12 protein-coding genes and 1 tRNA gene are annotated in these 12,250 nt (G+C 61.2%); 3 read left to right on the top strand and 10 right to left on the bottom strand.

Annotated features, from left to right (window positions below; translation table 11 throughout):
• Positions 1–31: 31 nt before the first annotated feature.
• A complete protein-coding gene (locus AAF358_14610) occupies positions 32–505 on the top strand; it encodes a hypothetical protein (protein ID MEM7706788.1) in 474 nt (157 codons plus the stop codon).
• Positions 506–508: 3 nt separating this feature from the next.
• Here AAF358_14610 and AAF358_14605 read toward each other — a convergent pair whose 3' ends face one another.
• From AAF358_14605 to AAF358_14585, 5 genes are all read right to left on the bottom strand, one after another.
• On the bottom strand, positions 509–1,213 hold the full coding sequence (locus AAF358_14605) for a glutathione S-transferase N-terminal domain-containing protein (protein ID MEM7706787.1): 705 nt from the start codon (positions 1,211–1,213) through the stop codon (positions 509–511).
• Between the two features lie 13 nt (positions 1,214–1,226).
• Positions 1,227–1,607, bottom strand: coding sequence for a DUF2845 domain-containing protein (locus AAF358_14600; protein MEM7706786.1), 381 nt, complete (start codon positions 1,605–1,607; stop codon positions 1,227–1,229).
• Positions 1,567–2,196 (bottom strand): peptide-methionine (S)-S-oxide reductase MsrA, encoded by a 630-nt coding sequence (gene msrA, locus AAF358_14595; GenBank protein ID MEM7706785.1) that lies wholly within the window; start codon positions 2,194–2,196, stop codon positions 1,567–1,569. Before msrA ends, AAF358_14600 begins: the two co-directional genes overlap by 41 nt.
• A 55-nt stretch (positions 2,197–2,251) precedes the next feature.
• Positions 2,252–4,630, bottom strand: a complete 2,379-nt coding sequence (locus tag AAF358_14590) for a tetratricopeptide repeat protein (protein MEM7706784.1) — start codon at positions 4,628–4,630, stop codon at positions 2,252–2,254.
• 84 nt (positions 4,631–4,714) lie between these two features.
• Positions 4,715–5,734 carry an adenosine deaminase gene (locus AAF358_14585; GenBank protein MEM7706783.1) on the bottom strand — a complete coding sequence of 340 codons (1,020 nt, stop codon included), beginning with the start codon at positions 5,732–5,734 and terminating at the stop codon, positions 4,715–4,717.
• A gap of 70 nt (positions 5,735–5,804) precedes the next feature.
• Here AAF358_14585 and AAF358_14580 point away from each other — a divergent pair, with 70 nt between their 5' ends.
• Complete coding sequence (locus AAF358_14580) at positions 5,805–6,701, top strand: alpha/beta hydrolase (protein MEM7706782.1); 897 nt, start codon at positions 5,805–5,807, stop codon at positions 6,699–6,701.
• 77 nt (positions 6,702–6,778) lie between these two features.
• Here AAF358_14580 and AAF358_14575 read toward each other — a convergent pair.
• The 5 genes from AAF358_14575 to AAF358_14555 form a co-directional block, all read right to left on the bottom strand.
• Positions 6,779–6,855, bottom strand: a tRNA-Arg gene (locus AAF358_14575).
• A 48-nt stretch (positions 6,856–6,903) separates the two neighbouring features.
• A complete protein-coding gene (locus AAF358_14570; GenBank protein ID MEM7706781.1) occupies positions 6,904–7,758 on the bottom strand; it encodes a hypothetical protein in 855 nt (284 codons plus the stop codon).
• 77 nt (positions 7,759–7,835) lie between these two features.
• Positions 7,836–9,155, bottom strand: a complete 1,320-nt coding sequence (locus AAF358_14565; GenBank protein ID MEM7706780.1) for an aminotransferase class III-fold pyridoxal phosphate-dependent enzyme — start codon at positions 9,153–9,155, stop codon at positions 7,836–7,838.
• A gap of 38 nt (positions 9,156–9,193) precedes the next feature.
• Positions 9,194–10,135 (bottom strand): universal stress protein, encoded by a 942-nt coding sequence (locus AAF358_14560; protein MEM7706779.1) that lies wholly within the window; start codon positions 10,133–10,135, stop codon positions 9,194–9,196.
• 100 nt (positions 10,136–10,235) lie between these two features.
• On the bottom strand, positions 10,236–11,588 hold the full coding sequence (locus AAF358_14555; GenBank protein MEM7706778.1) for a hypothetical protein: 1,353 nt from the start codon (positions 11,586–11,588) through the stop codon (positions 10,236–10,238).
• A gap of 155 nt (positions 11,589–11,743) precedes the next feature.
• Between AAF358_14555 and AAF358_14550 the strand changes: the two genes are divergently transcribed.
• Positions 11,744–12,247 (top strand): DUF1287 domain-containing protein, encoded by a 504-nt coding sequence (locus tag AAF358_14550; GenBank protein MEM7706777.1) that lies wholly within the window; start codon positions 11,744–11,746, stop codon positions 12,245–12,247.
• Positions 12,248–12,250 lie beyond the last annotated feature (3 nt).

The raw sequence follows: 12,250 nt of genomic DNA, 5'->3' as shown, positions 1-12,250 counted from the left end.
GGCCATTCTGCCAGCTTTCGCGTTCAGTGGAGTGCCTCCTAAAGAATCGCTGACGATCAGCTGGGACTTTTTCGAGCTGGCTGTTGCGGCCGTAACGCTACTGAGCCTCACCGCGGCAACGCTGCTGGCCTACCGGCGTTGGGGGCGTGACAAGGCGCTCTGGCTTCTGCTTGCGCTCGACCTGTATGTGGTGGCATGGGTGTTGCCAAGCCGAGCGATTGAGCGGGTTCGGGTGGATGACGAGTGGTTTAGCCTGGTTGTCGGCACCTGGCTGGATCCGATCGAGATCGATATCGAGCTGGCCGGCGTGGTGGTCATCTACGAAGTGCATCGCTCAAGACACTGGCTGGAACGCGACTGCTTTTGGGTGTTTCAGGATGCGCGATTCCGGCGGCGCCGGCTGGCCCTCAGCCCGCTACTCTACCGCCAGCGCCACCGGGTTGCGGCTCAGCTGGACGCCCGAGGAATCCCGGTTATCGTCCACCAAAATATGATGACGAATTAGTGTTCAGCCGCCGGGCTTTTGCGCGTCGGTCTGCCCGAACAGATAGTGTCGCGCCTCTTCGTCGACCGTGGCGCGCCCGGCCTTGAGTTGGTCACCGCGCGCGTACGCTCGCTTGACCGCCGGTCGTTCGGCAATCGATTCAAACCAGCGCTTCAGCGCGGGATAGTCGTTGAGGTTTTGGCCCTGACGCTCGTGCGGAACAATCCAGGGATAGCAAGCCATGTCGGCGATGGAATACTCGCCGGCGATGAAGTTCTGGCCCTCCAGCTGGCGATTCAGCACGTTGTAAAGCCGCTGCGCCTCGTCCTGGTACCGCGTGATGGCGTAGGGGATCTTCTCCGGCGCGTAGGTACCAAAGTGATGGTTCTGGCCGAGCATCGGGCCCAGCCCCGCCATCTGCCAGAAGAGCCACTGCAGAGCGGTTTGCCGACTCCGCAGTCCGTCGGGAAGAAACTGTCCGGTCTTCTCGGCCAGATAGAGCAGGATCGCTCCGGACTCAAACAGCGAAAGCGATCCATCGCCATCAGCCGGCTCGTGGTCTACGATCGCTGGAACACGGTTGTTCGGCGAGTGCTGGAGAAACGCCGGCGCAAACTGTTCGCCGCGCCCGATATGCACCGAGTGCAGCTCGTATGGCGTCTTACTTTCTTCCAGGAAAATGGTGACCTTGTGGCCGTTGGGGGTCGCCCAGTAGTAAACGTCAATCATGGCAGGCGCGACACTACAGGCGGCGACGCGCTTTGTCGATTCTTACCAGCCGATTATTTTCGAAGCGAAGAATGCGGGTGAAGCGATTGGGACCGAAGCGATAGGTCCAGGTATCCACCCGAATACCGTCGAGCTGAAAGCGCCGGCCAAAGCGGTCGCGGCCCTGAAAAACGCCGTCGATGAAGTGTGATTCTTTGCTGTGGGGCTTCCCGCAGGCTTCCTCCACTTCGAACTTGAGGTCGCCCTCCACGACGAGATGGACGCCGCAGTTCATAGAGTCCGCCTGCGCTGCCGCCGAGAGCAGCAGCAGCAGGCAGAGCGGAGCCAGCGCGCGGCGCTGTCGGCTGCCGCCCTTATTGTGTTTGGCTGAGCCTTGCCGGGTCAAAGGCTTCACTGGCGCCTCCCCAGATTTTCTTCAGCCGACGATCGCGGCCACAGCCGGTTCGGTAGCTGCGGTAGCGGAGCGGGTTTTTCTTGTAGTAGTCCTGGTGATAGTCCTCGGCGGGATAGAAACGCTCAGCCGCCTCAATTTCGGTGAAGACTTCTTCTCCCAGGCGCTCACGGACGCCTCCGGCAGAGGCTGACGCCTGAGCGAACTGCTGCGCGTCGTGGGTGTAGATCGCGGTGCGATATTGGCTTCCGCTGTCGCAGAACTGTCGGTTGGCGACCGTCGGATCAATGTTCAGCCAGAAGACCTGCAGCAGCTCCTCGTAGCTGACCTTTGACGGGTCGTACACCACCTCAACCGCTTCAGCGTGGCCGGTCCGGCCGGAAACAACGTCGCGGTAGCTGGGGTTCAGGGCGTCACCGCCGGTATAGCCGGATGTGGTGCTGATCACGCCGTCGACCTTGTCAAAATCGGCCTCTACGCACCAGAAACAGCCGCCCGCGAAGGTGGCTTTGGCCGTTGCGCTGTTGTCCTGCGCTGAAGTGGTTGCCAGCGGCAGCAGGGCCAGCATCGCTGCAAAAAAGAGCTTTTTCATGGTGTTTCCAGTTTTCTCATCTTGTACAGCAGACCCGCAAACCGCGGCCCTGCTTTCAACCCTGCGCCGTTGCGAGCTCGGCCTTCAGCTCCTGCAGACGCTTGTACTCAACGTACTGCTTGTCTGCGCTTTCCCACACCCGATCGAGATAATCAGCTTCATTCTGCGCCGCCTCAACCAGTCCCTTTTGCAGCAAAATCGCGAGCCGTTCGACTCGCGCGAAGCTCATGCCTGGATTCACATCAACCAAGCCGTTGATCTGGTCGAGCGCCTCGTCCACGCGGCCGGCCTTGGCGAGGGTGTGGGCATGAAAAACGATGAAAGACTCCATCAGGTCCGGCGATTGAAGCGTCGCGGCTGAACGGCCAAGCCCCTGCAGGACGTTGGTGGAGGTTTCCACTGCCGCAGCGGTATCGCCGGACAGCAGCTGTCCCCGCGCCCGATACCAGTCCACCACAAGCTCCATGGTCGGATTGCTGAAGAGCTGCGACGACTGCTCCAGCTCTTCGAAGACCTTGAGATAGGGCTCAGCTTCTTTGAATATCGAGTAGATGTCGAGTGGGGCAAACAGCGCGTAGCCGTCGAATGGTGGCTTAAGCTTGGCGCGCGTCTCAGCCGCCATCTGCAGCGCACCCTCTTTGTCGCTCAGCATGGCCTGATAAATCGCCAGGCTGTTTTCGATCTGAAACACCTGCAGGAACGGCGGCATGAACGTGCTGCCAGCCTCGCTCATTTGCCGGAGAGACTCCATCCCCAGCTCAACTTCGCCCAGGTAGAGATGCAGTTTCTGCCTCATGCCGAGCACCGCAAAAAGCTGGCGCGGCGGGAGGTTGCGCGCCTCGATACGTTTGAGCGCCGTCAGCGCCTGATCGTAGGCGCCCTCGCGAAGCAGCAGACCTGCCAGCGCAATCTCAGCGCGCGGGTTGGTGGCGTCCAGGAAAGCCGCCTCCTCGTAAGCCTCGCGAGCCTGCTCAAACTGACCCGCCTGGATGTAGGTATTGCCGAGATCCATATGGGCTTCTGCGTTTTCCGGCTGTACCTCTTCGATGTACCGCTGGATCGTTGCGATAGCGTTGTCCAGGTCGCCCTCGAGACGCAGTACGGCCGCCAGACTCAGCAGGGTGCGTCGCTGGCTTGGCTCAAGCTCCAGAAGCCGCTGATAGGCACCCTTCGCTTTGGCGATCTCCATCATCACGAGGTAGTTTGATCCCAAAAGGCCTTGCACCTCGCCGCTCTGCGGATGGATCTGCGCCCACCGTTCCAGCACCCAGACTGCCTGATCGGCGCGTCCCTGAAGCGCCTGCATGTTGGCTTTGAGCATGAACTTGGTTTCGGAGTAGAGCTTGTAGTCGTGCGCCAGCGCCTTCTGCGCCTCCGCGAGTGCCGTCGGATAGTCGCCGAGGTTGCGGTAAAAGAGATGCGCCAGCACGTGTGCTTCCGCAAACGTTGGGTCCTTCTCAATAGCCTGCTTCAGCTCCTCAATGGCAGCGGGATAGTTATTTTCGAAGCTGCGAAGACGCTGGGCCTCAACGGCATGCCGGATGGCTTCGAGATTCTCGCTGGTGTGTTCTTTGATGCTGAGTTCGGTGACGATGCGGTCGGTCTCATAGCCACTCAGGAGGCTTTCGCGGATGTCGCCCGATATCTGGTCGGCCGTGTCGAGCACGTCGGCCCCTGACCGCTTCCACTCGTTGACCATCTGCCCCGTCTCTACTTCGATGAGGCGCGCGGTGAGCTCCAGCGTGCCGTCCACCAGCCGGGCGATTTCGCCGGTGATGATCTGCGGCAAGCCGCGATCCCGGGCGATCTGCAAATCCAACGACAGCGGTTCGCCAACGGCGTTGGGAAAACCTTTTTCCCGCAGCCGGCTGGCTGCGCCTGCCTGACTGAGGGGGGTGCCGATCGCAATCAGCGGGTTGCGCCTCAAGTCTTCGGTGATGAGCCACGGTGCCCCGTAGGAAAGCCAGTCGAGCTCGGTGTCGCCGGTCATATTCCGGAAGAAAAACGCCAGCAGGCTCTGGTGGTAACCGTCTTTGGCAACCTCGTGAAACTCGACGTTGCCGTCCTCGTCGAGGACCTCCACCGTCTCGGTGGCCGCGGCAGCCACTGCGGGCGCCTGAGGGGCGGTCATAGGCTGAACCCACAAAGCCAGGGCCGCGATGGCCGCCGCCGCATTCAGCCCAATGAAACCCGCCTGGAATTTTGTCCAGCGGTCCTTGCCGGGGGCACCGTGGCCCCAGGCGATCACGCCCACAGCCGGGATCAGCGAGACCATGCCCAGGAAGACGTAGGAGGTCAGGTTCTCGGGCAGCGAGAACCGCTCGATCATCCAGTCGCCGATCTCCACCGCCATCCAGGTGGCAGCCACATAAAAGCCGAGGAATTGGGGCACGCGCCGCCGCCACAACTCAGAAAAGAAACCGGTTTCAGCCATGTTTGATGGATTTCCGTTGGCAGCGGCCACCATACCGGTCGCCCCTGGCGCGATCAATGCCCTAAAGTCAGGGAGTTACGAGCGTCAGAGTGCCCCAAATTCGGTGACGATCAGGTCAATTTCGTCGAGAAATGGCTGTTTTTCGGCGTCGCTGAGCCAGCTGGACGTAAAGCTGTTGGCCGCCAGCTGGGCCAAGTGGGAAGACTCGAGCTCGAGACTTTCAGCAACCGCTGCAAAGTTGGCGTTCATATAGCCGCCGAAATACGCCGGATCGTCTGAATTAACAGTGGCGTTCAGCCTCTGATCGAGCATGTTGCGCAGCGGGTGGGCCTGCATGTCGCTCACCACGCAGAGCTTGAGATTCGACAGCGGGCAAACGGTCAGCGGCATCGCGGACGCGACCAGCCGTTCGACCAGCGCGGGATCCTCGAGCGCACGATTGCCGTGATCGATGCGCTCAACCGCGAGCTCATCCAGCGCCTGCCAGACGTATTCCGGCGGTCCCTCTTCACCCGCGTGCGCCACGCGCCGCAGCCCGTGTTTGCCGCATTCGGCAAAAACCCGCGCGAATTTACTCGGTGGGTGGCCCACCTCGGAGGAATCGAGGCCGACGCCGGCGAGGTGCTCCAGAAAGGGTTCAGCCTCACGCAGCGTGTCAAAGGCCGCCGCCTCGTCCAAATGGCGCAGGAAGCACATGATGAGCTTGTGACTCAGCCCAAGCTCTTCCTGGGCCCGAGCCAGACCACCGATGATGCCGTGCACCACCGTGTCCATCGACACCCCTCGCTCCGTATGCCCCTGGGGATCAAAAAACACCTCCACGTGGCGCACCTGATCCGCGTGGGCGCGGCGGCAGTAGGCGAGGGTGAGATCCTCAAAGTCGGCCGGGGTCTGTAGCACCGCCATGCCCTGGTAGTAGATGTCCAGAAACTCTTGCAGGTTGCTGAACTCGTAGGCCGCCCGGACCTGCTCGACCGAGTCAAAGGGGATGCTGACATCGTTGCGCCGAGCCAGCTCAAACATCAGCTCGGGCTCCAGGCTGCCCTCCAGGTGCATGTGCAGCTCAGCCTTGGGCAGCCGCTCGATCAGTGCTTGGGTTTTCATTCGCGAAAGCTATCATTCAATGGGTAAGCCAGCCAATGGGCTGGACGACGGAATTTCAGGGAGCGAAGTGATGAAACGAATGGTGCAGGGAATGGTGGGCATGGCGGCGGTGCTGCTCGGAGGCTGCGCAAGCCATACCGTCAGCAACGGCAGCAAGAGCGAGACGGCCCTCCCGGCAAAAACCGGGTACGAGGTGCTGAAGGGCGAGATTTACACGCCGGATGACTGGCCCGCCGAGCTGGTGGCCGACGTTTACAAGCCCAAGGGCGCCGGCAACGGCGCGAGCTATCCCGCGGTGCTGGTTGTGCACGGCGGCGGCTGGACCCGGCGCTCCCCGAGCGACATGGACAGCATTGCCAAGGACCTGGCCAAGCGCGGCCTGGTGGTGATCAACGTCGCCTACCGCTTTGCGCCGCAGCACCGTTTCCCGACGCAGCTCGAGGATCTGCAGCAGGCCATGCGGTGGATTGCCGAAAATCACCAGGCGCTGGGTGTGGACCTCGAGCGAATCGGCGCCTACGGCTACTCCGCGGGTGCTCACCTGGTCGCGCTGCTGGCAACCGTCGACCGGGATGACCCGCTGACGCCCGCCTGGGCGCGCGAACTGCCAAAGCTCAAAGCGGTGGTGGCCGGCGGGACGCCGACCGATCTACGCAAGTGGCCCAACAGTCAGCTGGTAAGAGGCTTGATCGGCGCAGAACGCGACGCGGCGCTGGGAACCTGGACAGCGGCATCTCCCATTACCCACGTCAACGGCAATGAGCCGCCGTTCTTCCTGTACCACGGCGGTCTGGACAAGCTGGTTGAGCCGGACCAGGCGAAGGACATGCAGACAGCGCTGGCCGAGGCGGGCGTGCGCACGGAGCTGTTTATCAAGCCGCTGCACGGGCACGTATCGATGTTCCTGTTCGGCGCCGCGGTCGAGCAGGCAACGCGGTTTCTGGTGCGGGAGCTGGCGGCCGGTTAGGTGGCCATGCAGGGGCTGTTTCCGCGGACCCCGACTGCGTCGGGCGCAACCCCGCTAAGCACAAAATTTTTCGGGAATGGTGCCCCGACCAGGAGTCGAACCTGGGACCTACGGCTTAGGAGGCCGTCGCTCTATCCAGCTGAGCTACCGGGGCTATCGCGCTGACCATCGGCCAGCTATCAGCGCGACAGTGTAGCAATAGTCAGGGCAGCGCTTGAATCTCAAACCGCACGGCGAAGCTGTTGTCATTGGCGACCAGGGTCAGGATGCCAACCACGCTCTTATCGTCGACGGTTTTGGTCCAGCTTGATCCTGCGATCTGCTGGCCTTCCCAGCCCGAATCGAGCGACCAGCCCTGCGCTTCGATTTGCTGATCGAAATGGGCGAGGACCCGGGTCTTGGGCATTTCAAGCTCAAAACTGGCTTGGGTCGATGCCGTCTGGCTCCCTGCTGAGCTTCCCATTCCCAAAGTCGGCGTCATCTTGGCACCGTCCGGTAGATTGAGGGTCGGCATATGCTCGTTTAGCCCAAGCGCTCGATAGCCAATACCCGAGGACATCGCTGCGCAATCGACTCTGCCGTTTTGATAGCTCATCACGTTGGCGATCGTCTGGCCTTCATGCTCTCGGGCCATCAAGGTTGCCATGCCGTTTTTGTCGGAACAGAGCGAGACACCTTGCGTGCGCTTGGTCTGGCGAAATCCGCTCACGCCAGGCCGGCTGGTCTGTAATGCCTTCCAGCCTCGGTCACTAAGAAACGCCTCTAGTTTTTGCTCAACCTCGCGGACGCTCTGATCGGAGACAAAACCCAGATTTTGGGTTTGGGCAAAGGTGGTGTTGCTTTGGTAGTTGCCAAGGAAGCTGATGCCCTCCAGCTGCTCGACGCCGCTGAGCGGTTCAGGGGGCTCGGAGGAGACGCTGGGCGTGCCCTGGCTCCCGAAACTCGTGAGAAACGTCGCGGCGATAACCGGATCCAGACAGCTTAGTGGATCTGCCTTGTCAGCAGCGGATGCCGTGCCGATGATTATGGTGAGGAGAAGAAAGACGAGTCTGTTCATCACGCGCTCCTATGATTTCGACCTGCGACAAAAGTCACTCGATCATGGCAGGAAAAAAGGCCGACGTCTTTTCGGTTTTACCTGTCGATGTGATCGAGAACCCGGCGCACGCTCTCGATGCCGCGTTCAACGTCCGAGATCTCCGCGTTGAGGAACGGCGCAAACTGGAGGGTGTCCATGGCGTTGCGGATCACCAGGTTTTCCTCATGGAAACAGCGCTTGTGTGCTTCCAGCCCTCGCCGGCCGGGGGCGTCCGGATCGGGCGCCAGATCCACGCCCGCCATTAGCCCGAAGTTACGAACATCGATGACCAAGGGGTGATCCGCCAGGCTGTGCACCGCCTTTTCGAACTGGGGCTCCAGGTTCCTGGCGCTCGCAAAGCTCAGTTCCGATTCGTAAACGTCCAGGGTCGCGAGCCCGGCTGCCGCAGCCAGGGGATGACCCGAGTAGGTGTAGCCGTGGAAGAGCTCAATCGTCTCCGTTGGGCCGGTCATAAACGCCTGGTAGATATTGTCGCTGGCCAGCACCGCACCCATCGGGACGGTGCCGTTGGTGAGGCCTTTAGCGAGGGTGATCAGATCGGGCGCAACACCAAATCGCTGCGCGGCGAAGGGTTCGCCGATTCGGCCGAACGCGGTGATGACTTCGTCGAAGATCAGCAGGATGCCGTGGTCGGTGCAGATCTGGCGGAGCTTTTCCAGATAACCCACCGGCGGCGGCAGGATGCCGGTGGATCCGGCAACCGGTTCCACAATGACCGCGGCGATGGATTCAGCGCCGTGTCGGTCGATCAGCAAGGAAAGCTCATCAGCCAGATGTGCACCCCAGCCCGGCTGGCCCTTGCTGAACGCGTTGTGCGCCAGATTGAAGGTGTGGGGCAGGTGGTCGACGCGCGGCAGCAGGTTGCCGCTGAACGCCTTCTGGTTGTTAGGAATACCCCCGACCGACATGCCGCCGAAGTTCACGCCGTGATAACCGCGCTGCCGCCCGATGAGCATCGTGCGTTCCGGCTGCCCGCAGGCCCGGTGATACGCCAGCGCAATCTTGAGCGCCGTGTCGACCGACTCCGAGCCCGAGTTGGTGAAGAAGCAATGCTCGAGGTGGTCGGGAGCCAAGGCCGTCAGCCGGTCGGCTAGCCTCGGCGCGAGCTCGTTGCCGAACTGAAAAGACATGTTGAAGTCCAGCACGCCTGCCTGGTGAGCAATCGCTTCGGTGATGGCCGGATGGCAGTGGCCGAGTCCGCTGGTCCAGAGCCCGGAGAACATGTCATAGACCGACCGGCCGTCGGTCGTCTGGTAATGGTGGCGGCTGGCGCTGGCAACCCGTCGGGGCGCACGCTCGAAATCCCGGTTGGCCGTAAACGGCATCCAGAAGGCGCTGTCGGTGTTCGGATTCAAGGCTGGCTCGACGAATGGACTCGAGACCGATCTTAAATTCAGTCGGCGTTGGCTTCCAGGGTAAGCGGCGAGACAAACCCATCGGGTTTGGCGACCAGCACCGATCGGTTAATGTCGTTGAGCACCACCTCTGCGGTGTTGCCGATGAGCAGACCGGGAATGCCGCTGCGGGCGAGGGTTGCCATTACCAGCGTGCCGGCGTTGATCTGCATCGCCACGCCGGGAATCACCTGCTCGGCCAGCCCGCGCACAAGATGGGTTTTGATGTTCGGGTATTCGTCGCGAAACGGTTCCAGCACCTTGTCCAACGCTTCGCGGTGCTGGTCGCGGATAGTGTCGATGTGTTCTTCGCCCTTGGCGACCGGCAGTGCCAGCCAGCTCAAGTTTCGTCGCAGGCGCTCGCTGGGTGGGGCCCAGGCGTGGACTACGTGTATTTCGGTGTCTTCAATCGCCGCTAACGATGTCGCCAGCTGAAGAATTTTGGTGGTGAGCCCTTCAGCTTCGGCGTCAGATGTCATCGGGTCGACAGCCGCGAGCACCGCTGACTCATCGGTCTCTTTTGGATCGACAATCCAAACCGGGCAGGGGCACTTGCGCAGCAGCTGACGCGCGTCCCCGCCAAACAACATCTGCTGGCCCACGGATTTGCCGCGGGCGGTTTTCATCACGAGGTCGTAGCCGTCGTGCTGCACGGCTCGGATCACTTCCAGGTAAAGCTTGCCCCGATCCAGGCGGTAGTCGATGCTGATGTCGTGAGTCGAGCGAATCTCGTCCGTCAGCTCCGAAAGCCGACCCTCAATGGAGGCGATGACGTCGGGCATGTAGTCGAGGCCGGTGCCGCCGTCGGAGCTGGCGTCCTGCGGCCAGCAGAGCGACATGTGAGCACCGCTCGCTTTGCACAGACGAATGGCGCGCTGAATCGCGGCGTCATCCAGCGTGAGTGCGGCCGGAACCAGGAGAACCTTTTTGAATCGCTTCATCGCCTTCTTCCAGATCTGATTAGTTCAAATCTGTCGGCGTACTCATGCCGTTTCAAGGGATTTGAGCGGGATCCACGTTATTCCGAACAAGCCCCTCGGCTTATTCGAAGCCGTCAGAAAACAAAATGCCCTGTGGGTTGACCTGCAGATCGAGGCTGACTTCGGATTCGAAGAAACCGACCGGCCCGATCACCTCCTGCTGGATCTCAAAGTTGGGTGATTCGATGGTGATCACGTGTTCGATGTTTTTTGTCAGCACCATCTGGTAGGCGCCGTTGGCTGGGTTCGAAAAACCGGTTTCCCCGTTGTTGCTGCGGATGAATGCTCCAACCGGGTCACCCGTGCTGGCGGTTGTGACCGACCCGGACAACCGAAACACCTGCTCGTTGGAGAAGCTGGCGTTGAGGATCACCGTATAGCGCAGGGTGTAGTCAACCGGGGCTGATCCGCTGCAGCGTGTGATCTGAAACATCGTCGAGCCCGGAGTATTCAAGCTGTCGATCATCTCGTCGATTCCGGCTGGGGCTGCACCACAGTCGCCCAGCACCAGCAGCGGCGCTTCCTGGGGGTCGGAAAAGCGGTCGACGTCGAAAAACGCCACCTCGGCATGAAACGAGGGATCGCTGCTGCTGAGCTCAAACCGGATATCCCGGTCCAATATCACGTTGTGGAATACCCAGTCCTGGTCTGCCGCGTTGTGCAGTGAGTGGAGCTGGATGTATTGCCGCTCAAATCCCTGGGACTGAAGCAGCACCAGCGTGCTGGCCGATTGCGGCGTGTCGTCCGTTTCAAACTGATCCAGCAGCGGGTTGGCTCTCGGCTGATTGCCGGCAAACACCCGGCCAAAGAACTCGTTGCCGTCAGCCGGGGTGGGCTCGCGAACGGAAAGCTGGGCAATCGGTGTGCCGGTCCAAACCCCAAAGAAGCTGGGCGTATAGTCAGGCGGTCCGCTGAGGGGCGGGTGAAACCGGTGGGTGCTGATCACGGAAGCGGTAGGGCAGGCGTCACCGCGGTCGAAGGTCTCGGCGCACAGCACAACATCAAAATCTGAGATGACGTTGCCGCCATTGATGTTGGGATGAGAATTGGTCGCCTGCTCGACCTCAAAGCCGACGCTGAGCGCGGGCGTAGCCAGCACGATGTTCAGCTCTTCGTCGCCGTTCAGCGCCAGCTCGAAGGGGTCGGGCAACCCTTCGGTCCAGGCTGCAAAGTTCAGAGTGGACGGTGGGTGGCTTTGGAACGTCACGCCGCCTACCGTGGTTTCGGTTGCAGAGCCGGGGCCCGACGGCAGCGCGCCCGATACGTCGCTGGCACCGGTTGCCTCCAGAAAAGTCTGCTTGTCGCGGTATTCGTAGCTGAGGGCCTGGAACTCGCCGGCGTGAGTTTGGCCAAAGCTGATCCCAATAAGCAGCGTCATCAGCGCCGGGAACGGTCGACAAGAAAAAACGGTCATATAAAAAGGATATGCAAGCACCCAGCAATAGCAAGACAAGACGCCAGATCCTCGTAAGCCTCGTTTTGGGTTGGCTCGTCGCCGTGTCGACCGGGGCGGTGTTTGCACAGCCCGATCGAACCGTCTCGCAAGCGAGAGCGTTGGTGGATGCGGCCATGGCGCGGACCCGTGTCGCGGTCCGCTACGACGGCGCCTACCTGGCGATCAATTACCCCGGGGGAGACGTCCCTGATGAGATCGGGGTCTGCACCGACCTGGTGATCCGGGCCTATCGGGCGATCGGCGTTGACCTGCAGCAGGCCATTCATGAGGATATGGCGCTCAACTTCGACAGCTATCCGTCGTCGAGAATCTGGGGGCTGACGGGCCCCGATGCCAATATCGACCACCGTCGGGTGCCTAACCTACAAACGTTTTTTGAGCGCTTCGGGGCCAGTCTGGCGGTCACAAACCGGGCGGAGGACTATCTCCCCGGTGATCTGGTCACCTGGACGCTGCCCGGCAATCTTCCGCATATTGGTATCGTGTCGGAGCACCCGGCAGAAACGGAAGGACCCGCCGTCAGACAAATCGTTCACAATATCGGGGCGGGGCCTGTGGTACCCGATATCCTGTTTAAATACCCGGTTACCGGCCACTACCGGTTCTTTCCGGATTAGAAC

This window comes from Pseudomonadota bacterium, from assembly GCA_039033415.1.
In the GTDB taxonomy this organism is placed as follows: Bacteria; Pseudomonadota; Gammaproteobacteria; order Xanthomonadales; family SZUA-38; genus JANQOZ01.
This window is presented reverse-complemented; position numbering and strand designations above follow the sequence as displayed.